We start from the raw sequence: 26,317 nt of genomic DNA on the forward strand, positions 1-26,317 counted from the left end.
GGATGGTGCGAAATGGATACTATTAGTTATGGTATTGCGAATAAAGCCAAGGATGCAGAATCTAGCTTACGTAATCAAACATTATCTGACGGTGTAGAAGGTAAATTCATGAACGTAAAAGAACGTATTGATAGCTTAGAAAAGTATTTAGAAGGGTTATCATTACGAGCAAATAAGCTTATTGTTCATGATGCAGTGAATATTATGAAGGCACATGCTAAATTAAATAGCATTGCCAAAACAACAAAATATAATATGCAAAATATGATGTTTGATGATCTCCTTGATGCAAGTGGCATTGATGCAGATAAAAGCTCAGGATACTCACATGACACACAATTTGGATTCATTCAATCGAATTCAGAAGCACCTTGTATAATTGAGACAGTGGCTGAAACAGTGCAAAGTTCTCCAGAGAAAGTAATCCTTCTTGCAGGGGAGCAGAAGAAAGAATTTAATAAGTATGGGATGAAGTTTAATGGTTCAAATTCTCATATCGTCATACCTGGATGGACGAGTGGACCTTCTACGGGAACATTTACATGTGAAATAACCGTTACATTGAATTCAACCAAAAACCAATGCTTTGTTGCCTTTAATGAAGATAATATCTTGTGTGGCTATTATGAAAATAAACTTCAGTTACGAGTGTTATCTTATGTTATATGGGGTCCGGCGTTGGAAGCAGGAAGAGAATATAAACTTCGTTTTGTAATCGAGCGCACAGACAAAAGTTACTTTCGAATCTATGTAGATGGCAATCTTGTGGCAAATGGAGAGACGGCAAATCTCATACCATTGAGTGCTAATTTATGGTCAATTGGACAAGAAACAGATGGTGGTTCTTATTCAGATTTTGTCGATGGAACATTGGCAAATATTCGACTATGGGAAAAAGTTGCAGATACTGTTGGTACAGAATTATCAGGAAATGAAGAAGGGCTGCTCTTATACTATGATTTTGCAGAAGGTGAAGGAACAGCAGTTACCGATAAGAGTAGCAACAGAAGAAACGGTCAAGCTCAAAATGCAATCTATGTAAAAATTCGTGGGAAGAATATAGCAAGGGATGCTGATATCCAAGCAACTGGCGAAGGATTCTTTCGTGGTGATAAAAGCGGAATGACAGATGGAAATAAAACTAACTATGTTTGGGATGACAGTGCGAATGGACCTGATGACGGTTTTTTATGCACATTTCCTGAAAAACGAAATATAGGTTCTGTGATTATTTATGCTGACCCTACTTGGCCCGTTTGTTCAGGAAAGCTTCTTGTAGATGGTATTGTAGTTGCAGTAAACCCAAATAAATTTATAACTTGGGAAGTCCCTGTGGATAAGGCTGCACAAAAAATCGAATTCATTCGAACTACTACTGGTGTAGATCAAGGAATTGCTGAAGTGGAAATTTTCGAAGCCAATAGTAATAATGAGTTAGTCCAAGATGGAAGCTATCTCATTTCTCGTGACAATGGTGAAACATGGACCCCGATTACACCGGAAAAATTGTTCTACTTTGACAATAAGACAATCCCAGCAGGTACGCAGTTAAAAGTAAAAGCTATCATTCCATCAGGCATTAAGCTATTAAACTACGCTCTAACATGGGCATAAAATAAAGGAGAGATTAAATATGGCTAGAGAACGTATTTCATTTGTATCAGATGATGTAAGAAAAGAGGAAACACTAGAATCTAAGATTCTATCAGGAGAAATTAACGCAGAAAGCTTTAAAAATCTATCTGAAGAAGAACAATTGAAGGTAAATCAGATTTTATTCAATATGGCTTCAGAGAAAATAAATCCTAACATTGGATCATCCACACTAGAGTTTGTGTTGTTTGGTTTTATGAGAATAATGAATAAGAAAGTAAATGGCTTGAGTCTTTCAGTAGATGAGAAAGAAATTGAAGAGAATCTAGAGCAGATTGCAAAAATGCATCAAATTACAGACGCATCTTTAGCTAAGTCTGACTGGTTATTTGATTATATGGGATATGCAGAAGCAAAAGCGAAAGAAATATTAGAAAACAGAAAAGAACATATAGATAGAAAGCAAAATATCATGGGAACAGCTTAACAATGGCTTGCTATGAGTTTTGTATCTAGAGTTTAATCAGTATATAATTTATTAGAATCGCAGAAGGGAGGTTATTCTGTGAAGTTACAAACAGGAGATATTGTTTTAGTGAAAGGCAATACACCTATTATTTCTAGATTAATAAATTGGATTACAGGATCAGATTATACACATGCTGGGATAATAGTAGCAGATGGTTTAATACTAGAAATTGATATTAATAAAGATTTAGCTATACGTCCGCTGAAGCATGAGGTATATGATATTTATCGTTATACAAAGGGACTTACTAGCGAGCAAAGAACAAAAATTATTAAACAAGCAATTCGAAGAGCAAAGCTCAATAAAGGTTATGATTGGATACATATTATTTCATTTGCATTGCAAAAGATATTTCGTATTTCAGCAACTTTTGAAGAAGTAAATAAAGTTGTTTGCTCTGAAATTGTCGATAATATTTATAACGATATTGGTATTGATCTTGTTCCGAATTGTGCTGATGGAGATGTAACGCCTGAACAATTGGCGACCTCGCCGTATCTAAAAAAGTTGTTTAGCTGCAAACAAGTAGCCTAACATATATAAAATATAATTAAGGGGTGGAAGTAATGAGTACTTTAGAATCTCGATATTCCGTACAAGTATTTGCTACAGCTGGTGATACAATTGCACCAGGTAAAGTGGTTGGATTAAATTATACGATAGAGCAAGGAAAAGTAATCCTATCTTGGGACGCATTAAAAGTGAACGCTGATGGATCTGTTCTTGATGACTTACAAGGTTATCGTATTTTTAGAAAGAAAACAGCAGGAGCTACGTTTGCATTAGTTGGATCAGTTGGTGCATCAGCAACTACATACACTGATAGTGGTATGAAAGATGGTGCAAGTTATATTTATGCTGTTGCTGCATTTGATGATGAAGCATTACCACAAGAAGGTGAAAAATCAGCTGAATTAGAAGTAAAAACAATTCCTTCTATTCCAGTTGGCGTCACTGCTACAGCATTTGATGGTAAGATTCGAATTGACTGGCAATCAGTTAAAAATGAATCTGATGCAGAGCTTAATGAAAATCTTGCTGGTTATAACATTTATCGCTCTACAAAAGATGGCGTGGAATATTCTAAAATTGGTGCAACAGGAGCTACTGAGGCAACGTTTGAAGATACAACTGTTGAAAATAATACGAAGTATTACTACGTTATCACATCTTATGATAATACACTGTAAAATAAAAAAAGGCATACCTATGTGGTATGTCCTTTTTTATGTTATACTGTTCTTACATTTAAGGTTTGTAATGCCTTTCAAGGACAGGAGGGTGTTTTTTATTTATATAATTCAACACGAAGACATATGGATTGAGAGCACAGAACCAATAAGTTGGACTCAGAAATATAACAAGACCCTGAACTATAGTAATTTAACTATAAATAAGGATACATATAATGATTTTCAACCAACATATTTACAGTTTTATTTAGATTCAGAAGTTCCCATTCAATCCATTACTATGAAAATAAAATTTGCGAATCGACTTACAAAAGCACAGGTAAAGCATTGCAAAGCTTGTAGATACGATGAAAAGAGAAAAGAATGGGATGTAGTTAAACACACTATTGATCAAAAAGAAAAGACTATTAATCTTTCTGTGCAATCAATAGGGGTTTATTGTATTTTTGTGAATCATTATTGGTATTCAAGCTTTACTCAAAGACTTGCAGATGAATACCCGTTATGGAGTAAAGTTAGGCAAGATAATGAAAGTACCGGTCAACAGTTCTTAAATTTCTTTGGTATTGAGTTAGAAGAAGTTCAAGATTATTTAGACTGGATTCAAGAACAAAAATATATTCATACCGCTGATATTCATACTTTAGACTGGATTCAGTTATATAAGATTCCTCAGATCAAGCCTAGTGATAACGTGAGGTTGTTTAAAAAGAATAATCTTATTGAAGTGCCTATTTTAGAAACATTAAAAGAATTCTTTTATAATGATAAAAATCAAGGTGCAATTATTGATTATAGTGAGATGAAACTATATACAGTACAAAAATATGGTGAAATAATTATTAAAACAAAACATGAACAAGGTGATGTGGAGGTTGTTATTACACCTATTGATTATCATATTTGGAATGTATTTGATGAATTTGGCCTGCTATTAGGTGTTCAAAGGATGCATCTAGAAAGAAACGCAGACTTTAAGGAAAGAATTTTAGATGTATTTAGGTATCCAGCAGGTTCACATGATATAGGGTTAACAAATGGAATTGCAAGAGAATTGAATTTCATTCAAAGAAAAGATCGTTCTAACAAAAAATTAATTTGGAAAGATGATTCTAAAGATTTCTTTTTGAAGAATAAATCAGGAAAGTATATAGATACTCGTACATTACGTGTAGATAATCAACCATTAACAGATAAACAATTTTATGTAGATGAGCATTTAAACGTAAGAATATATGCCATGAAAACCGGTAGGTCACATGAAATTAGTTTCATCTATGGGATTAAAAAATACCAATTATACGATAAAAATAAAGAAGATGTTCATAAAATTCTATTTCAATCAGATGGACAGGCAACCCCTACGTTGCTAAATTGGGTAGAGTATATTAATACGATAGCTCCAGTAATGTGGAATCATTTCAAATGGGATGAAGGGTACTGGGATACCATTGATAAAAAACTCACAGGATTGGGGTATGTACCAAATATGTGGGATTCTAATATCGACATATGGAAAGATTATCAATTGGACTCTAATATATAAAGGGGGTTTAGGAGTGTCAAAAGCAAAATATAAAAGAAATGCCATACATTCAGGTATTGGAGATAATGATGATCTATTTACAAAAAGCCCTCAGAAAGAAGATGTTGTAGAAGATTTTCAATACGCTGCTCGTTTACGTGGGAAGAAAAAACACGAGACAATGATTTACCCAGAAATTCCTTTTGAATATGGAATTAGCTATGATGGGAGATTGTTAGAGAAATATAACGAAAAACCTTATCAGTTTGAAGTAAACGCACATCCTGAAAAGACTCTTGCTTACGAAATCGAAGAAACAAAAGAGTTACCGGTAAAAAGACTATGGGAAGCGAAAGCTTGTTTTGAAGCCGAAGTTTGGCGATTAAACATGCAGTACTCCTTTAACTGGAAAGGTCATACAGGTATTCGAGATAAACGAACAGCTGAATATGCAGTTGACTGGAAAGGCATGTACAAGCTCGAAGACTATGGAGATGTCAAAGACTTATTTACATCTGATAAAGGTATTTATATTGGATACAATGACAATAGAACAACTTGGCATTTATCTAGTGATGGGAGTTATGTACTGGATGGATTAAACCGCCCATTCTTTTCTGGTGTAATCGCAAGAAATATGATGTCTTGGAACGCTTATGAAACAGAATTTGATTTTAAGGCTATTCTTAATAATGGAGCGGATGACTTCTATAATACTAGAAGATACAATCCAACTACAGGAAAATTTGATCATGCACCAGCTTGGGATGATGATGTAGTTGGTCTTATATTTCAAGCAAAAGATCCAAGCAATTTCTACATGATGCTTTGGGAGGCAGAAGAAAGAATTGCAAGGTCTTCAAGAGCAGCTGACAACTTAGATGGAATTAATGTTTTCAATGATTATGATGAATATGTAAATAGGTCTGTTAATAGTGATATGAATAACTGGGGACACTTTTGCAATAACACAGGATGGGGCACACGCCATAAACGTATTTATAAAGTAACAAATGGTGTTATGCGCCGTGTTTATGTAGATGATTTAAGCAATGGGTTTGGCTGGACTATGTTTAATATGCATGGTGTTAAGATTAAAACTAATGGTAGCAATGTGCAAATTTTTGTTAGGCAGCATCCAGGGGCTTCTTACATAAAATGCTATGACTTTAATACAGATTGGGGAAATGGAAGCTTTGGTATGTTTAATGTATCCCAGTCTTGTGAGTTCCATGGCGTTAAAGTTACAGAATACAAGATTATTGAGGGGCGTATCCCTGAATCTGGATGGAATACAACTGATGAACCAAATAAAAGGATAGCAGATGTAGCAGCATGGTATGTAGATAATGATGCTGGATTCAGGCGAAAGTGTGACGCAGCCAATGTAAGGTATGGCGATGTAGATATCTTTTATATAAATGGATACACACGTGTTGCTGAAAATGGAACAATAGATGTTGCAGGCAGGAATGGACCAATCACAGTACACGCCAAAGACTACACTACATGGAAAGACTATAGTGGTAGATTTCCTCAGAACTACAGTGAATACTTTGAGTTCAATGGGATAGGTGATCAAATCCTTGCAAATAATGCACAGGATTATGTTAGCGAAAAGATGAACCTACCAGGATTTATTATGGATGATATAAGTGGACAGGTAGTAGACCCTAAAACAGGGACGCTAATCATTACAGGGAAAACTGGACAAATTATAGCCCGAAATAACAATCCACCTGATGCAGGTAAAAAATATGCAAAATGCTACGTACGATGTGGAATAGTAGAAGTCACCCCTGATCATAGAGATTTCAATACAGCTCTAGTAGTGTTTGACGACATTAAAAAAGTATTTAGGGATGACTACAATGAGTTCTTTAATCGAGAGGACTACATTAACAAAAAAGAAAAATATGAATTAGTTAAGCCAGTTAAGAAACCTAAACCTGTTCCGCCAGGTGTGGAACCTGAAGAATCAGATGGTGGATGTAGAATTGATGATCCAGTAGTTAAGCCACCTGATGAAATTATTGATGAATGTTGGGATGATTTTGATTTCGATGGAATCAGATTAGTCATGTGGAGCTGCATGTTCCCAATTGAAAAGCTGAAGAAGACTTTTGAAGAAAGAGTATTTGCATATAACGGATGGGTAACATTTAATCCACTAGCTTCCTTTAAGCCAAACAAGTGGACTTACTATAAAATGACACCAATTGAAGCTACAATAAACCCTAAGTACGATAAAGTAAAATGGGCAAACAGAGATGATTTCGATAGAATTCCAGTAGGGACAAAAGTCATTGCAAAAACAACAGAATGGTATAAAGCTATTTTCCCGGCAGATATAAAAAACTCTGGCATTATAACAAGTGATAGAGATTTGATTTCACATATACCACCATGTCCTGAACATTTCTATCATCCTATTGATAAAGAAGACAGAATGCCTGATACTTTTGAAGTTATTCACTTCTTACTAGATGCATTTTCAAATAGCGCAGATGTTGTAATGTGGTATGAAAGTAATCCAACATTAACAACGGAATCAGCAGATAAACGACCAGAATCTCTTGCGCAAGAAGGAAAATCTGGTATGCCAATTGTATTAACATCTAATGAAAATGATAATATTGTTATTCATTGTAAGGAGAATCCACGTTGGGTTCCTTGGTCTTCCGGTAAGTATATTGGATATGGAAAAGTAAATGGAAAACGCCCATTCTTTGGAGATGGATCAGGAAAAGCTGATATGGTGAATGTGTCTACAGAGGTTGTATTCTTCCCTGATAATTTAGATATGGAGACATTAAAAGGTCCGTTTATTGATATATACGACAAAGAGTTTCCTAATAATCCTAGGGTGAAATATAAGTTGAATCCAAAAGGAACAAAGGTAGATTTCTTCTCAAATCATACTGATGCATACAACTGGTATACAGATTGGTACTCTAATTGGGTGGAATCGAAAGAAACCTTACAAGCTAATATGAGTGACATTACTGTTGTAGAGAATCCATTAGAACTGAATCCGTATGATTCTAATGTTGCAAAGGATTATAATCCTGATAATACCTTCATAGAGCGAATTGAAGTAACGAGTAATAATGAGTTTATAAAGGTTTGGATTGAAGAGAAGAAAGGAAAAGAGGATGGCCTATTTGGTTCGTACTACAGATTTCCATTAACTTCACAAACCTATGAACAAAAATGGCAAGTGCAAGGGGATTATCAGGAATGGACACAATCCTATGAAATTAAATCATATATGGATAAAATCGAAATTCCAGTTCAAGCAAGTGGGGCATTTAAAATACTTCATGTAAAAGTAGGCAATACCCTTATCTCACAAGATAAGAATAATGGATGGACATTAGAAGATGAGGTTGTAATACTACACGGCAGCGGAATACGTCCCGGTATGATTAATATCAAATATGCAACAGGATCTATACACAATGTGTTCCAGATTAATGAGCTGGGTAGCTACAAGGAAATCTATTTAAACGGAATTTTATTAGATAATAAAAAGTATGAAATAAAAGACCATACTCTTACGATTAATAAAGATATATTAAATCTATATGATTGGGTTCATTTTCAGTCATATCATATTGATGAGCTTCATGATCCTACTAAGCGTAATTATCTGGGAGAGAAAAAGTATAATCAATTAGATTTTCAAGAAGATATTCCAACCAAGAAAGAAAATCCAAATTACAATGATCCATTCTACGAAGGCTCTTTATGTTTTAACTGGGGATATCGTTCACCAAAGAAACTTCATGCAGATGAGTCCTTTAGCGCTATGTCTATGTTTTTGCCTGAAGATATTCAATTTGATGTAGATGTAGACATGGAAGTCGTGTATCCAGTTGGAAATGCAGTTGATATATCAAACTTTACAGGTGAATGGAAACAATGGGATCAACATCCCGATAAAGTATTTGATACAAAGGGAAATCATATAGATGGACCTGGTGACTGGCATGGTCCACCTGAAAAAGGATATGATAAAGTAATCAATTTAATTAACCAAGGATATTATTCTGGTTGGTATAACCCAAAGCATGTGGAATTAAAAGATTATGCCTTTTCATTTAAAGTAGAATCCAGAACATTATGGGATGATGACCTTTATGGATGTGTATTTAGATTTGATCCTCAAACATGCTCAGGCTATTCCTTTGAATGGGACTCAGGTGGTGCAGGAGTAAATGGTATGGCTATTTATAAGTTAACTTGTAAAAATCCAGATCAAGTAGGAAAAGGACACTTGAATTTTAGTAAAATACGATTAGTACACGACCCAGAATGGTGGGATCCAGATGGCTCAGATAATAAGCCGATTCCTAATCGTAAGTTTTATACTCATGATGTGAAAATTAGCGTAATCGGAAATAAGTTTCAGGTTTATGTTGACGGTAAATTAAAACTTGAAGCTATTGATAAAGAAGACACTTATAAGTCAGGCGCATGGGGACCAATTACGTACTCAAATCCAGACACATATTTTTGGAACTTTTGGTTGCAGACTTATAAAAGGGTGACACCAAAAGAGCGCCCTGGATTTAGAAAACATCTTCAATTCACTAAAAAGCGTAAGCTAATTGAAGGAGAAGAAGCTTTCTATGAACTTGAGTTAGATGAAGAAGTCATGAAAGAGAAATTCGAAAAAGAATATTTAAGCTTCTGTCAGTCAGTAAAATTAGAACCACGGTTTGTTGTATCTATGGAATACTTTATAAGAAATGATGAAAGTGATTACGAAGTTTACTTTAAGGAGTTCCAAAAGATTAGAGTTTTAGAATTGTCTCCATCTATTCTGGAAGTAAACCCTCTCGGTCATACATCTATCCAAGAAGCTGTTAAAAGATATGGCAACTTTGATATATCAAAAAGCATCGAGATAGTGCAAGACGTGTACCAAAACTGGAATAAATATAAGGTGGAAGATTTTGATGTACTTACATTTACTCCTGCAGATTGTAATGCAGGTACAGATTTTGCAGATGACATGATGGATTTTGTACGCAAGTTTAAAGCAGCATCTAATAAAGTAATCATATTTAGTCATGATACGATATCTGGTAATATTAAAAATACAATTAAATTACTTGAAGAGTTCGGGTTTAAGAAGGCTAATTCTGAGCCATATACACGGGGTGATAAAATTACATTGATTGACCCGTCATTCAATTATCCGTACCCACTTACAGGGACAATTGACGTAAGTGTGAGTCACTGGAACCAATGTTTGAATGGGATACCTATCTATAAGTTTGCGCATGAAAATCGACCATGGTTAAGTTATGTTGATAACGTATATTACTCAGAAGCTGGGGATAGCACGTATTATTGTGATGGACGTTTTAGACAACAATTGAGTGATAATGAAATGAAAATATGGGTTAACTTAATGTGTAGAATTGCGCAATGGAAGCCATCTGAAAAACCTAAGATGACTGCATATGGTCAATCAAAATTATTTGCAACAGTGAGGGGACAGAATCCACCTATCCCTGATCCGAATCAAAATAAATATCCTTCTAAGAATGAGCCAACGGTTCCAGTGCTTCAGCCGCCAAAAGAGTCAGATCCAAATGACGGATTTACTGTAAGCTGGAATGGATATATTTATGCACCACAAACAGGGTACTATCGTTTTAAAGTGCAAGTAAACGACGGATTTAGATTATGGATTGCTGATAAATTGCTTATTAATGAATGGCATATTACTTCAGCTGAAGATTTCTTCCCTTCTTATGAAGCTTCTGTATATATGGAAGGTGGTAAATGGTATCCAATTAGGGCGAATTTCTTTGATAACGTAGGACAAGCCGTTATTCGTTTGCACTGGTCTAGACCGGGTAAAGATTTCGAACGCATCCATCCTAAATACTTAACACCTTATCTTGGATACAAGCTATTTGCTCAAGTAAAAAAAGCTAGGCCGCTGCCTTGGCATCTGCTTGTGCACAATGGATATTATTATCATCAAGAGAGGGAGCATTACTTGTATGCAGAGAAAAAAGAATATATAGTAACTCCTGATAAAAACAATAGTATTATGATTCAGCCAAGGCCACAGCAAGGTTGTCCAATCATCGTGCAGGATAATCAAGGTAATACTTTGAGGAAGGTAACATTTTATGATGATAACTGGAATTTAACGTTAGAAAATAAAGAGGTCTTTCATGGAAATGGATATGCAAAATATTATTTAAACTACAAAGGCATTGATAAAGAAACGTTAAAGGTTTATCTAAATGGAAGTCTTATTGAAGCGAATGATTTGATTTTTCATGAGGAAGTTTCAGCTATTGAATTTATGAAAGAAATTAATGTAACTGATATAATAGAAGTGCGTTACATTTTATTATATAGCTACATTCTTGATATAAATGCAAATTTAGAAACCGATTCAGCTCAAATTATTTTACACAATAACTATGAAGAAAATAAGATGAAAAATATGAGAGTCATTTATGAGTCAGCAAAAGAGACGCCTTTCTATCGTGCGAAAGAAATTGTTTTAAATCCTTTATTAACTCATAACCACACTGGATTCTTATATCTATCTGAAACAGGAGAGCAAGATGCAAAAACAATACAAGCTCACTTATCAGATAAAATAATCTCTAATTCAGGGAAGGAGAAGGTTCTTGTAACTGTTAGTATTTTAGACAAATACAATAACCCTTGCCCGAATAAAATAGTGAAAATTTATCGAGACGATAAGCCAATAGATGCAGAGTTTATTACGAATGAAGCAGGTGAGGTATATATTTACGATACACCAGCTCCACCAAAAGGCTTGATTAGTATATACCGTATAGAATGCAATGATCTGCGAAAAGAATTGCTATTAAACTATTATGCAGAAAATAAAAAAGAAAGACTCTATATCGATATAGTTGCTCCTAAATTGGCTATCTTATCAGGTGTAGACGACTATTCGACTATTAAAATGACACTAAGAGATTCTAGTTGGAATCCTGTTATGAAAGATAAAAAAATGAATGTTGAATATAGAGATACACATGGGAATGCACGTAAAAAAGAAGTTATAACAAATGATTTTGGACAAGCTGAATTCATATTAAGTGGTTTAAAAGAAAAGCATGGTGAAATTATGATTAAAGTCTCATATGATATGGGTTTTGAGCAAGCAGCGAGCTATGTATATATAAAAGTCATTGGGGGATAAATTCCCCTTTGGCTTTTTCTCATATAAAAGGAGGTTCTTTCATGTCTCTTGAAAGAGAAAAACAGGGGTTAGATTTGCATGATTATAAAAGCAAACTCTCTAATAATACCTATTCTATGCGTTTAGGAAAAGAAGTGCCAGAAGGTGATGTTAATCTAGCTTATATTCATGTGCCAAAGGTACAGATTGAAGAAAATTTATCATTAATTGATACTTCATATACAGCCGATAACGTAATCACAAAAGATCAACTGGAATCAATTGTGGTTGCGAATGAAGCAGGGGAATTGGAATACGTTGATATTGTTAATGAGGATGAAATAAAACCTCGGCCACCTAAAGGAGTATTTCCAAGTGATAAAATTAATGTTACTCGGAAATTCAAAAAGAACGAGTATAAGACTGAAAGTGCTCTTTATTATAAATTCGAAATAGATTTTCATTATGACAGTAAAACCGCTATCGCAAATGAAAAAGGTGTATTTAAAAAAGAAAAATATACAGGGCAGCAAATAGAATTAACGGATGAGAATGGAAACCTGTTAGATGATTCGTATAAGTATGATATTTATGTGATTCCTTATAAGGAAAATCCAAGAATTTATAGTATACAAGTCTATCTTCATAAGAACACAGACAAAAATAATACCATTAAAATTCGCTATAATCACATAGATAAGATCGTAAAAGATTCCAGCATACAAGCTGTAGAAAAAAGCATAGAGTTTTATACAGATAAAAATAATGAAATTCAAGTAGATAAATTATCTAGACAAATGCTTGAAGGTGGCAAGTTGCGAATTATCAATGGTATAAGTGCATTTGATCAAAAAACTGAAGAAGAAGTTCGCCAAGCGTCCATAGATAACCCAGATAAAGAAATTTTTGCGGTAGTCTCTCATAGTAATGGGGAAGGTCATAAAGTGATTGTCGCTCAAAGATCTGAATCAGACCCTCGAACACCTAAAATATTTTCACATCGAATTGTTGCGAAATATAAAAATGACGATGGAAAAGAAATGCAAGTCAGTGTCGGACACATCACAGATTGGGTAATGAATTACGATGCATTGCTTACAAATGAAAAAGAAGAATACACTGGTGAGTGGAAGAACATCGGCTTGGCTCTAGATGGTGGGAAAATAAATGCAAAAGATATGATTGAACTATCTTTACCAATGGGTACACCAAGTGTTCCAATGGATGCCAAATATTTCATCGAAGACGGAAAAGGGAATCTTCTATATAACGTAACAACCATTGTAGATAATAATGAAATTGAAAGCCAAATCAACGAGGTTATGTCGCATGCTGCAGAAGCAAAAGTAAAGCAATTGAATGTGAAACCCTGGAAAAATGCACTTCAAGATAATGTGAAGATTAAAGATGAACCAATCCTCCATCGCTGTACTATTATCCCAGAGCGTCAAAAGACAAAATGGGGATTTACATGGGAAGCAAACGGACAAGGCTTTACGGAAAAGAAGATGGATTATAAAACAAACTGGCAAGTATGTGCAGATGTTGCGTTTAAAAAAGAAAGAGAAACTAAAGTATTAGATGTACTAGATAAAAACAAATGGTCTACGATAGGAATTTCTAATGATTTAAGTAAATGGCAGTACTCCTATATTGCATCTATGAAAAAGAATGTAATTCAGTATTTAGAAAACCAAAATGATGTTTGTGGATTCTACCAAAGAAATGAAATGATTAACGGTAAAACCATTAATCTGATGGAGAAAACAGATTATCAATTTTCTGTAAAAGTAAAAATGGATGATTCCATTGATGATGATTGTATTGGACTTATGTTTCGTGTACAAGATGCACAAAACTATTACATGTTTGTTTGGGAAAAAGATGAAAAATCAACAGCAGAGAAAACCTATACGAAAGAACATGGGAAAGATGTTGCTGGTAAAATACAACCATGTGATCGTGCTATTCTTGACGAATACGGCTTTACTATGAAAACTTTTAGTCCAGTTAATAATAATATGTGGAACACCACTAACAGTAGGGAAGCTTATTTAAGTAGTGGATTTGGAAGAAGTCATAAACGAATTCTAAAAGCTTTACCAAGTGTTTTGCCACCATCTCCAAATCAAGATTCATGGAATAGTGGAAGCAGGTATCCTACAGATAAAACGAACTGTTCATTTAAGGATATAACAAATATGACTGAATCGTATGCCAGTAAGGGCTGGGAGCATGGAAAAGATTATAAGTTAACCGTAGTTGTAACTGGTGATTGGTTCCGTATTTTCATTTCTGATAACCCCGAATCAGACGAGCTAGGACAATTAGTTTGCCAAGCGAAAGATAATACGCATCAAAAAGGCTCATATGGTATTTTTTCTGCTTCTCAGAGAAATACACTATGGTATGATTTTAAAATGGCTGACGTGATTGTAGATACAGTTTGCACAGAGAAAAAAGATATCTTATTAACAGATACGAAGGATAAAAAGCTTTCTAATTATGCAGTAGAGGACTTGATGGCTGCATCCATTAAAAGTAAAGCTAAACAACTAGGCGATGCAACTTATGAGGTCTTCACATATTACGGGAAATCCGATGGTGAATTTACTATTAGCATAGACCCTAGGACACACTTCGTTTATGGGCGTTCCAATGATCCTATTACAGGTAATGTGGTCAGATCAAAGTGGACAACTAAACAAAATGGTCTAACCATAAAAGGAACAGGCTTTATAGAATATCATGCAGATGGACATTATACAATTTCCACTGTTCCAAGTGTGCTCCCTACTGAGCAGATACCATCAACTGTAAAAGACTTCACATGGAATGAACCAGTTCTATTAACTGGAGAGAATGTTTCTATCCAATTAGAGCATCCAAACAAGTTAAAGGTTATACCAAAAGTTCCTCCAATACGAGTAATAGGAAAACCCTATACATTAGAGGATAATGAGATATTAAAAGCAGATGGTCTGAAAAGCATTATAGAGATATTTGGTGACATAGGAGTTTATCAGTTTCTTGAAATACCTAAAGATATTCCATTAGATGAAATCTGTTTGCGAATTGAACGTGGAAAAGTGAACGGAATATCAGCTGATGGGACTGCTTCCGTAGAGAATGCAGAGTATCGAGTTAATTACAGGTTTAGATGTACTAAAAATGGATTTATTCGATTACCGGTGGATCAGTTTCAAGATCAAATAGGTGTCAATCGCCTTCGATTAAAAAGCATATTAACTGATAAAGGTGAGCTAAATTCTTCTATTCATGTGGATGTAGTAGCTTGGACTACTTTTCAACAATTATCAGCAGTCCCTTTATTCGCTATTAAAGTAGAAGAGCAAAGAAAAATTGAAATTGAAAAGCCTAGGATTGAGCAACAAAATATAGAACAAGAAAATTGGTATATTCGAGTTAAAAGTGGAAGGTTTTTAAAGAGATTGCGATTGCCTTATCATGAGTTAAATTCAATAGAAAGACCACCTGAGATATACATTTCGTATCCGCAGCTATTGGGAATGGTTAAATCGCCAAATGATATCGTAGAGGTTGATTTGGAATACAGCCTTCCAGAATATACGAATCAAGAATTCTATAATAATGCTACTATACTGGTAGATAAAGAACGGCCTATGATATTAAATGAGTATTCCATACAAACAAGGTATACTCCTATTTTATTAAGCTCACCAAAAAATACTAGTTATCTAGAAGTATATTCAATTAGAGGAAATAATAAACGAAATCTCCGAGTAGCTGATGTGGATGCAATGAAGGGAATTGTTTATTTATTAGATCGTATAGGTGAGCAAGATGAAGTATATATAAAATACGCATACAAAGAAGAATGGTATACATATCGAGGGTTCGAAAAGAATGAATCGTTTTTCCATTTAGATTTAAATCCAACACCAGGTCATCGTCACACAGTAGCTGAAAATGGTTTCCATAGATGGATTCCTATTGAAAGTGATACAGAGCCATTTAAAGTAAAGAAAGAAGGAACTAGCAATCTAGAATTACTAGTAAAACAAATTCATGTGTACATATGCCCTTCTGCAGTTAGATTAGTTGATTTAGCTAACCCTAGTTTGCATGGCAAATTTGTAACAGGGTCAGTTCGTAAGAAGGTACTTTTCCATACAGATGAAGAGTTTTGGTTTAATCAAAAAGACCAGAAATATAATCCAACCTTGCTTCGATTAGGAAAAGCAATGCTACAGTCCAATAGCACATCAAAAGACAACATAACCATTCTTGATACAAGAACAAAGGGTGGAGGACTGGATGAATCTTTATCAAGGGAAATTATTAAACAAGTTAATAAAGAGTCACTATACCATTGGGACATTGGCTACTTTGATGGAGAAGCTTACCAAGAGAATGGGGTTATAATTATTAGGCTTCCAAAAAGTATATTGAAATCAGAGGATAATCCTAATGGATTTATTGAATCCGAAATACAAGAAGCCGTAGCCAAACATAAAGCTTATGGTACATTGCCTGTTATTGAATTTTATAATGAATTCAAGCAGGAAGATGATTATAATATTCTTCCAAATCATGAGTTCTTATATAATCAGCATATAGGATATTATAATAGCTCTATAAGTAAAGGTTCGTTTGAAGTAATTAATGCATTCTTAGGAACAGGGGATAATTATGCTTTACGTATCAATAATGATGCTGAGTATGGCATTACTTTACCTGGTCACTTAATCAATCATAGTACATATGGAATTGAGATTAAAGCTATAAAAGAGCAAATGGCAACAAAGCGTAGTTTAGGTCAGTTAGAGATATCCTATGATGATGGGACGAAAGAAACAATTGAGTTAGCGCAAATCAATCAGCCTCAATGGATGGTTTACAAACAATCAATAAAAGTAAAGTCTAGCGTACATAAGATTGATATCATCTTAAATAAATCTAAAGACATCCGAAAAGGATCGCTTCTTATTGATTACGTTAAACTAAATGCAATGCCAGTGATATCAGAAATATCTACAGAAATATATGAAATCTAGTGGTTAATGTAATGCATTTCATGATAAAATATTGAAAGGGAGGTATTAAAATGCCTATATATAATTCGAAAGATTTAATACCATTTGTAAATATACTTGAAAAACAGATAGATGAAATGAATCAAAATTTGAGCGATTGGAATAGAGAGAAGTATAAAATTCTAAACTTGCCTTCTAAGTTAGATACTGCTTCAACCAATGCATTATCAGCATTAATTCGTGCAGATGAAGCTTTAACAGAAATATCTACTGCTTGTTTTGAAAGTACCGCTAATCGGGGAAAACGTCTAGAAGATACACTAAACCAATTGAAAAATGAGGTTTATAAAATAGCATCCAGTATTGGTGAGAAAGGGGATACCAGTGGTGGTGAGCTGACAAAAGGAGTATTCTTTGAAGAACTCAATAATGCTATTGCTTCTGTGGATGTAAATATAGATGACGGATTGAAGTTAGATTATAGATTACGTCAATTACAAGAGATGGCACTTGCAAATGTAGAGAAAATTAATAAAGAATTGTTTATACCACATAAGTACAATATTGATATAGAAGCTGAAAGTTTTAGTATCATAAAGTCAAATGGCATATCTTTTATTGATGGTGATGTGAGTGTATTAACCTCTGATGGCATGCCCGCTCGTGATGAATATAATCGTTTTGTACAAGGTACTATCACAGAAAAGGGTATCGTAACACTATCTACAACAGCGCAAAAAGGATGGGTATTATATTTTCCGGTGAGAATGCAATTTAAAGATATCCCTGAAGATTTCTTATATATTTTTATTCAGCAAATGGTTCAGAAGAATAGCAAAGTTACACAAATTTTATTTGATTTAGAAGAAATCGTAAAGTCAGTCCAAGAAGATATGCAATCCATGAAGGGGGCAAACTGGACAGCTGATTTTTCTATTATGAGAAACCATCAAGATGTAGTTAAAGAAGGAATTACACCAAAAGGTTTACAAGTTCAAGTGCAAGATGGAATGGCTAATGTTACTTTTTCATATGCAGATCATCCTCATTTAAGCCATTTTATTTTAGAGAAATGGGACGAAAATAAAAAATCCTATATTCCATTCGATGGAAAGCAAGGTATCGTGAGTAAATAGACAGCTTCGGCTGTCTTGTTTACTTTATAACCCAGAGAAAGGACATAACATATGACTAAGTTTTTAGATGATTTCTTAATTACAATGCCTACAACTCAAAGAAAAAAGTTAATAGAGTTACTAGAACTTCAGCAAAAAGAAGGTAAAATAAAAACAAATTATGAGATGCAGGCTGAATTAGAGAAATTATTAACAGAATTAGATGGGAAAAATAACGGCCCTACTTTTCAAGCTAGAATGCAATCAAAACAGACGAATTCTAAATCGTATAATGAAAATATGGAGGAAATTGCTTTTGATTTGGCTACATTATTTGAAGCGTCATCTACAATAGATAGGTTTATAGATGATAACAAACAGCTTTCAAAATCTCTATTAGCAACTATTAGAAAAAATGTATACGCATTACAAACAAAAGTAAATCGTTACAAGTTAATTATGAAAAATACAGATGGCTTTGTTGATGGAATCCATGAGCAATTTAAGGCACCAGAGTATATAGAAACTAATGAAACAGTATTACAAAGTCTAAGAAAAGATCGTTTCGATAAATATTTAGACTCCACATTTCTTGCTGAAAATGTAGGTGATGCTTTACAGTTAGCTGGAGTAGAAACCATTGACCAGTTAAGAACGAACTATGGCCGTAAGCTTGCTCATATAAACGTTCTAAATAGAACAGGGTATCCTAGTGAAAATCCTAATCATACAATTGACCAAGCTATAGATGGCTCGCTAAATACATATTGGGCAGAAAGTATTTTAGTGGATCAACCAATTAAACAAAATATCAACGACTTATGGAAAAATGACTATCAAGAAGTTCCCAAGGATGGGGCGTTATGTGAGTTGGAGATAACTTTGAATGGCGTTACTACTGTCTCAGATATTCATTTTGAACCATTTTGTGCATATCCATTAGAGATTGTTAGCATCTATGGTTATGAAACAGAAGATATGAACGGAAAAATGTACGAATTAATTTCTCTGAATCATATCAACCCTATGCAGCGAAACAAAAAGTCAGTAAACCTTATGACATTTCAGTTTCCATCTGTTGATGTATCTAAAATTAAAATACTACTACGACAAGAAAACTATGTAAGTGAGAATTTTATTGTCAACAAAGATGAAGAACAAAACATGCAGCTATGGAGAAAATTATCATCTTCAGAACAATTGATCCCAGATTACAAAAATCCTAATGAAACCATTGCGGAATTTGATAAAAAGAATGAGATTACTGGTTGGTCTGTTTATTTAGAGAAATTAAAAGAATGGGCTCTTAGTGTCAATGAAAGTGGAGTACTAGAAAGTGCTAAGCGTGCAATGGAAGCTATAAGGATGGGTGACTATAAAAACCCAATGCTCTTGAAGTTGCAAGCATTATCAAAAGATAAAGATAACGCTATTAATAATGATGAGGAATTAAAGAAAAGCTGGAAAGCAGTTAATAAGATTTCATATCTATATGGTGCATACAATATATCAATCTTTGGACGTAAGTACAAAAACCATTCAATAATGGTAACCGAGCCGCTTCCCTTATCTAGTAACGCAAATAAGATAGGACTAAGCACGGTTGAAAAGCATCATCATCTTGAAATAGATAATGCAGTAGCTGATCCAATTACAAAAGAGCTCGGAAGCATAAATACAGCTCAAATTACAGATATAGAATACTATATAACGTATAAGAAAAATCCTAATGCATCGGATTGGATTCCAATTTTGCCAAATGATAAAAAATACGTATATGGCGAACTGTTATCTGGAGATATGATACAAGGAGATTATCCAGAATTCAAAGGACACTCTTTAATTCAATATAGTTTTAGATTCCCAATCGTATCAAATAAGACAGTCGTTTTAAGGAGAAATGGAGTGCCTATGGATCCGCAGACATATATTATCTCAAACGATGGGAAGAAGATAGGAATCTTTAGTAAGTACTACTCTGCATCTAGTATTTATACTGTCGATTATAAGCCAACAGATGAAGCGTATGTAGTTGTATTAGATTATGAAAATAACATTACACCAACCCAGTATATAGATGTAAATGGAGATACAGGAGAAAGTTTTGAATCAGCGGATTTCAATAATGCAATTGAGCTGAAGCATAGCCCTTATTTATTTAGAAATTCTCTTTTTAAATACAATGAAAAGGAAAATCGCTATGCTCAAAACGAAAATAAAACACCTGAATTCCCTATCATTGTTCGTGTAAATGGTGAAGAATTTAAAAACATAACAAATCATGCTACAAACACATACGACACTGAAAGACTCACTGAAAACGAAGGAAAGACCTTTGCGCAAATAGGGAAAACAATTGTTTTCGGTAAACCTATTGATGGAGCGAAAATTGAAAACATTACTGTTGATTATTACTACGTGACAACTGATATTAGATTAAAAGCAATCCTGCGTCGAAATAGCATGGAAGATGAGTCAGTTACGCCAGCTTTATATAGTTACAGTATTAAGTGTCAATCATACGATCAGGAGGTTTAATATGAGTAAGCCAATCAAAAATAACTCTCAGATGCTATATTTCCAAGCTCGTCAATTGTTTGAACGAGCAAAGCAAAAATTTGAAGATAACTCTATTCAGTCAGAGCCAAAGCTGATTGCATCTGTATTTAATTCATTTCAAGAATTCTTTACTTCTGTAGGGAAACCAAATATGGTGCCTCGTTTTGCTCCAGAAGGTGGCCCTCCTTGGAGTGAAGATTTTAATCAAATGATGATAGAAATTAAACAAGATCTTGAGCTATTGTTTCAGGAGATGGATATCATAGGGCGATCATTGTATACAGATTTTAATCACAATACTGTGCAGCATGAAATTCTTAATAATCAATATGAAAATATTTTTGATAAAATGAGGGATTTAGAAATCTATGCAGAGAAAAGTGAAGATGATATCAAATTTGGCAGAGATGACTTTTTAAATAAAGAAAAGATAGACTATAGCCGTATCGTAGGAAAGCCATTAGAAATAGTAAATGGGGCTGTAACATTGCCTCAAAAGAGTAGAGAAAATGTCGCTCTAGATTCTAGTGTTACTATTATTGCCGGTAATCGTAAGCAAGATAAGTTTATTATTGGCACTGAATCAAATGGATTTCCAGGTAACAATACAGAAATACATAGTGTTACGGATGATATTCTAACAAATAAGAATTATATTCCTACTTTCTTAGGAGAAGAAAACAATCATAGTGATTATTCAGCTGTCTTAGATGGCTCGCCTAACACATGGTTTGAATATGAAAAAGTAAATGTCCGAGAGCATGATAAAGTGCGTGTGGCAAAAAACTTAGGCTGGAATTATCAAGTGCATGGCAATCAAACCATACAATGGGCTGAGGATGCAGATAATGGCAGCTTAAAACTACATATGCAAATTATATTAAAAGAGGAAAAAGTTATTAATGAAATCAATTTGAATATGTATACTCCTTCTAATTATGGAGCAAAGACAGCTGTTATTAAAAATATTTTAGTATCTGATGGGAAGAATCAGCCGAAGTCAGTCCTACCTAAAGACAAAAAGGAAAATCAATATCAGTTTCATTTTGCACCAGTAAAAGCAAAAGTAATCTCGATCCTATTTGAGCAATCTCATAAATACATTACAGATATAGGTCATATCTTTTATGAGAAGAAAACACAATCAGAAGATAAGTCTGAATACGCAATGGATATGGCTACTAAAAAATATAAATATGCACCTCGTGTAGAAGGCCCATTGATTTCTCTTGAAGATTTAGGTATAGAAGTAAAAGTAAATGAGAGTAGTGTAGAAGCGAACTATCCTCTATTGGGTGAAACGAATATTAAAGCAACAAGTATTGGTGAAACAATCAATCGCCTTATGAATAGTATTGATTTAGATACTATAGATATGGGAGTAGAAAAATTTGAAGGATTCAGATGGTGCATAGGAATTAGGGATATAGAGATATGGTCATGTGAGTATGAAGAAGAAGGAGAGCTAGTTACGTTTCCATTTTTCTTTGATAAAGCACTAGATAAAATATCTTTAAATGTAAATCAGAATATCCCACAAATGTTCTCTGAAAATCCTGAGTTATCTTATGAATGGTTAAAGTATTTTATCTCTATAGATGATGGAACTACATGGCACCCTATAACACCGCTGCAGCATCAAGTGCTTTCTGATGAACAGCCACCAAAGATATATACAGTCCGAACTGTAGAAAGTTCCAAGCAAAAATTAGAACAAAAAGATGCTTATTTAGAATCAGAATATCCTGTTTATAGCTTGCGACTAAAGGTGTTAGGACGTAGACCAAATGATTACACTGTAGAAGGATTCATGCTTAAAGACTATGCTTCAGCACCACAATCAGCAAATTCATTCTTGCAAGCCAGTCCTATACTAACAGGGTATAATTTTAATTTACAAACTATAAGTACGGTTTCAAATAGTTACGAGAGTGAAAAGAGTTATAAAAAAGCAAATACAATAGCTCCTGATATTATTTATAAAGAAACTCCCGATGATCCAATTACCGAAACTATTGAACCATCAAATCTAAAGATTAGTATTCTTAATAAATCAGCTCAATGGTGTGATGATAAGGATTTAACACTGAAATGCAAAGCAATAAGTAACAATAGTTTATCAAAAGCTGAATTATATATTGGACCGAAGAAAAAAGAAACCAAAACCATTTCAGGAGCAGAATCAAATTTTGAATTTACGATACCAGCGCTTATGCTTCCTAAAGGAACTACAACCATTTCAGTGAGAGCATACGACCAAAAAGGTATGGCATTTGATGTATGCATATTTGAAGTTGTAACTTGTGACAATATGCCAGAAGAAGATAAGCCAGTTGAACCGGATAAGACAAAGGGTATGTCAATTATCTTAGATAAATATCCAATAACACTATGTGAAAATGATCAACTTATCTTCTATGGAAGTGTTCAGGCCTCATCCTCCATACGTAGCATTAGTTATACTATAAACGGCATATTATTTGAACCTGAAGAAGCGGTATTGCAAGCAATGAATACTAGTAATTCAAAGGTAGATCTTATGGAAATAGAGGATTTCGGGGAATGGTTAGATGCTTTTGAAGAACAAGAAGGATGTGGCTGTAAAAACAAAAAGAAACAACCAGTTTCTATACAAGAAATGCCAGCGATCAGTATCATGGGCATTAATGAATCTAGCATATACGTAAAAGTCCCTTATCAGAAACTTACTGATTTAGGTATTAAAAAAGGTGACGCTGTAACAGTTAGCATAACTGCATATGATACTCAAAACTTATCTATTAACAAAAGCTTTTCATTTGTAGTGGAAGACTGCCGTAGACCAGATACAAATCATGAAGGCAAAAAGAGAGTTCGAGATTGCTATAAATTAGAGGACATTACTCTTTATTATTATCTTTATAACGACAATGGCTCTCATGAGATTAAAATGATACATATTCCAGCGTCTACGCTGCCTTTAACATTTTTAGATAATGGGGCAGGTGCAAAGCTTGCAATAGGATGGAGTAAGCAATTTAGTGGCCCTGTACTAATGTTAGCAGCAGGAAATGATGAATCAAAACAAGCTTTTCAAATCCATGCTATTAGTTTGCTCTATTCGGATTATTATGATGACCCACATGTGATTTGGCCAGTAGGCATAGGAAAGACACATGGGCAAGTTTCAAACATAGAAAAAATCCTAGTAGGAAGCGACAAGAATGATGCAGATTGGTTCCCTCAAACAATCCAGGGTGATTTTTCTTCTGCTCCAAGTCTAGGGGAAAAAGGGAGTTATGTAATACCGGTTTTTGAAAATGATTGGATTGATCATGCTTGTGATACAATGAGTGATTTTAACCCTGATACATTTACTTATCAGCCATCTGGAAATATTTATTCATGTAATTTAGTAACTCATATTTTAGTTCAGTATTACAATGATGTAACGAATAAACTTGAAGTAAGGAAAATATCCTTAACTGCCTATGCATCCAATTATAAATTTACCACTAAAAACGGAGAAGTCGTCGTAAAAGTGGGATGGGAAAAATTCTTTAAGAGCCCTGCGATTCAAATTACCAGTGGCACAGGCAAAGATAATGTTCTAATAACAGCATTAGGTGTGCTCTATAGAGATAGGACAGGTGTAGAGCAAACTAGATGGTCACAAGGAATTCAATATAAGTCAGCTGGAGTAAGCTATCCAGAGCATTCAATAGGGGCTTTGAAATCAGTAAATAATCTTTTATGGCTCCATAATGGTACTGTGGATTACAGTAAAGCACCTTATGTGGGTGGGAAAGATGATGTCATTGTATATCGATTGGACGAAGATTTTATTAAATCGATATGTCCTTCTCAAAACTTTATTGAAACTGGCATTTCTTCAAATGGTCCGGAGATTCAATTTAAAGATGCTCCAAAGGATTTATGTGGAAATAAATATCTAACTCAAGAAGAGAATCCTAATATTAAAGATAGCCTATTTGAAAGCTTAAACGTATATATATCAGACACTTTAGGAATAAAGTCATTTAGTTGTTCTTTAAAAATAAATGGTAAACTTATAAAAGACCCTGAAGTAATAGCGCTGCAAAATAAAAAAGAATTTACTCATAATCTTTCATTAGACACAACTTTACTTGATCCTGGTGATACTTTCTCAATTAGTGTAACTGCAACAAATGAAAGTGGTATTAGTTCTACAAAGGAGCTCAAGCTGATAGCTGTTAATTGTAAAAAAGAAACGCCTGTAGATGTTAATATTGAAGGGAATTCAGATAATATAAAAATTGATTTTTTAAATGTTCCATATTCATTATGCGCAAATAAAGAAAATAATGTTGAAAAGCCTATTCATGTAATCACAGTTAATGTGAAAAGTATTAATAATATTGTTAATGTCTTTTCTGTTGTTAAGATTAATGGTAAAGAGATTTTTAATAATACTGAAAAAATCAATAACCAAAGATATGTATCGAAAACAATTCCTGTTGATACAAATTTAATTAGTAAAAATAATCTAGTAGTTGTTAAGTTTGGTGTCATAGATGAAAATGGAGAAGTAAAAACTGATTCACTTTCATTCATAGGGAATGACTGTACAAAAGGTCCGCTTAGATTTACGACTGCAAGTGCTTATAATACTAGTGACGATAAGACGCGTGCTCGTGGCAAGAATTGCTTTGGTAGCTCATTTGTTAGTGACTTTAAATTTTCTGTGAAAGATGATTTCCATAAGATTAAAAAATTAGTTGTAGAATCAGGGGAATTCAAAAAGGAATATGAATTTACAGGGGAAAAAGATACAGAAGATGTGTACCCGAGAATCCCTATGTTTAAACATAAACTTTTCCCTAGAAAATTAACAGGAAACGCCACAGCTAATGAGATAGGTAAAATTGACATAGTGTTATCTATTAATACTTATGAAAAACTAGAAGATCTATGGTTCCATAATATGAAACAAAATGTAAAAATCCTAATTCAAAACTTAATAGATGCAAAAGTGGATGCTAGAGTTGCAATAATCTCTACAGGTCTAAACCCTGATGGAAAACCTGCTTTCTATCAAGAATTTACTCCTGTGAATGAAATCGATTTATCTAAGGTAATGTCTTTCGAAAGACTCAAAGGCCTTAATAGGAAAGAATTTAATGTCGAATGGAATCAGTTTACTGACCCTACTTTTGGGTTATTTACATTTAACAATAAATACAGACATGATGCAGTAAAACATGCCATTGTTTTTACTTCACTAAATATGTATCCGATGCCTAGTAGACCTGAAAATATCATTCCAACTTTAAAAGAGAATAACATAATCACTAGCATAGAGTACTGGCATAATTCAAATTATCCTACTCATTATAACTATGAGTTTTATACAATTACAAAAGAAACTGGTGGTCTTAATTTTGAAGCTTCTGCAGATTGGATGTTTGACATTTGGTTTAAAAAAGGCGGCGGAATAACAAAGCGAGAAACGTATACTGAGGATACATTCCAATTAACGAAGGCAACTGTTTACAATACAAATGGTGATCGTGTAGAAACTAATCTTTTAGTAAACTATACAGATTGCAGAAGACCAGACTAAGAAAAGGTG

General features: G+C 33.9%; 10 protein-coding genes. All 10 read left to right on the top strand.

Translation table 11 applies throughout. From position 1 onward, the window contains the following. Positions 1-12: 12 nt before the first annotated feature. Positions 13-1,614, top strand: a complete 1,602-nt coding sequence (locus tag BCG9842_RS28710; protein ID WP_000379770.1) for a LamG-like jellyroll fold domain-containing protein — start codon at positions 13-15, stop codon at positions 1,612-1,614. 19 nt (positions 1,615-1,633) lie between these two features. Beyond that, the gene (locus BCG9842_RS28715; protein WP_000090426.1) at positions 1,634-2,080 is read left to right on the top strand and encodes a hypothetical protein; all 447 of its coding nucleotides are present in this window, start codon (positions 1,634-1,636) and stop codon (positions 2,078-2,080) included. 78 nt (positions 2,081-2,158) lie between these two features. Then, positions 2,159-2,656, top strand: coding sequence for a YiiX/YebB-like N1pC/P60 family cysteine hydrolase (locus tag BCG9842_RS28720; protein WP_000776300.1), 498 nt, complete (start codon positions 2,159-2,161; stop codon positions 2,654-2,656). A gap of 32 nt (positions 2,657-2,688) precedes the next feature. Next, positions 2,689-3,312, top strand: a complete 624-nt coding sequence (locus tag BCG9842_RS28725; protein WP_012614845.1) for a fibronectin type III domain protein — start codon at positions 2,689-2,691, stop codon at positions 3,310-3,312. A gap of 91 nt (positions 3,313-3,403) precedes the next feature. Next, the gene (locus BCG9842_RS28730) at positions 3,404-4,861 is read left to right on the top strand and encodes a hypothetical protein (protein WP_000465144.1); all 1,458 of its coding nucleotides are present in this window, start codon (positions 3,404-3,406) and stop codon (positions 4,859-4,861) included. Positions 4,862-4,874: 13 nt separating this feature from the next. Next, positions 4,875-12,053 (top strand): PA14 domain-containing protein, encoded by a 7,179-nt coding sequence (locus tag BCG9842_RS28735; RefSeq protein WP_012614841.1) that lies wholly within the window; start codon positions 4,875-4,877, stop codon positions 12,051-12,053. A gap of 41 nt (positions 12,054-12,094) precedes the next feature. After that, complete coding sequence (locus BCG9842_RS28740) at positions 12,095-17,071, top strand: hypothetical protein (protein ID WP_000051233.1); 4,977 nt, start codon at positions 12,095-12,097, stop codon at positions 17,069-17,071. A 50-nt stretch (positions 17,072-17,121) separates the two neighbouring features. Continuing rightward, positions 17,122-18,186, top strand: a complete 1,065-nt coding sequence (locus tag BCG9842_RS28745; RefSeq protein ID WP_001123435.1) for a hypothetical protein — start codon at positions 17,122-17,124, stop codon at positions 18,184-18,186. Positions 18,187-18,237: 51 nt separating this feature from the next. Then, positions 18,238-20,703, top strand: coding sequence for a hypothetical protein (locus tag BCG9842_RS28750; RefSeq protein WP_000159992.1), 2,466 nt, complete (start codon positions 18,238-18,240; stop codon positions 20,701-20,703). Position 20,704: 1 nt separating this feature from the next. After that, positions 20,705-26,308: a vWA domain-containing protein gene (locus BCG9842_RS28755; protein WP_000042585.1), complete on the top strand. Its 5,604-nt coding sequence runs from the start codon at positions 20,705-20,707 to the stop codon at positions 26,306-26,308. The last annotated feature ends 9 nt before the right edge of the window (positions 26,309-26,317 follow it).

This window comes from Bacillus cereus G9842 (assembly GCF_000021305.1).
Classification (GTDB): domain Bacteria; phylum Bacillota; class Bacilli; order Bacillales; family Bacillaceae_G; genus Bacillus_A; species Bacillus_A thuringiensis_S.

What these genes read in the sequence shown, in the direction of transcription:
- BCG9842_RS28710 (WP_000379770.1), top strand. Translation starts at nt 13, where the DNA reads ATGGATACTATTAGTTATGGTATTGCGAATAAAGCCAAGGATGCAGAA.
- BCG9842_RS28715 (WP_000090426.1), top strand. Translation starts at nt 1,634, where the DNA reads ATGGCTAGAGAACGTATTTCATTTGTATCAGATGATGTAAGAAAAGAG.
- BCG9842_RS28725 (WP_012614845.1), top strand. Translation starts at nt 2,689, where the DNA reads ATGAGTACTTTAGAATCTCGATATTCCGTACAAGTATTTGCTACAGCT.
- BCG9842_RS28740 (WP_000051233.1), top strand. Translation starts at nt 12,095, where the DNA reads ATGTCTCTTGAAAGAGAAAAACAGGGGTTAGATTTGCATGATTATAAA.
- BCG9842_RS28745 (WP_001123435.1), top strand. Translation starts at nt 17,122, where the DNA reads ATGCCTATATATAATTCGAAAGATTTAATACCATTTGTAAATATACTT.
- BCG9842_RS28750 (WP_000159992.1), top strand. Translation starts at nt 18,238, where the DNA reads ATGACTAAGTTTTTAGATGATTTCTTAATTACAATGCCTACAACTCAA.
- BCG9842_RS28755 (WP_000042585.1), top strand. Translation starts at nt 20,705, where the DNA reads ATGAGTAAGCCAATCAAAAATAACTCTCAGATGCTATATTTCCAAGCT.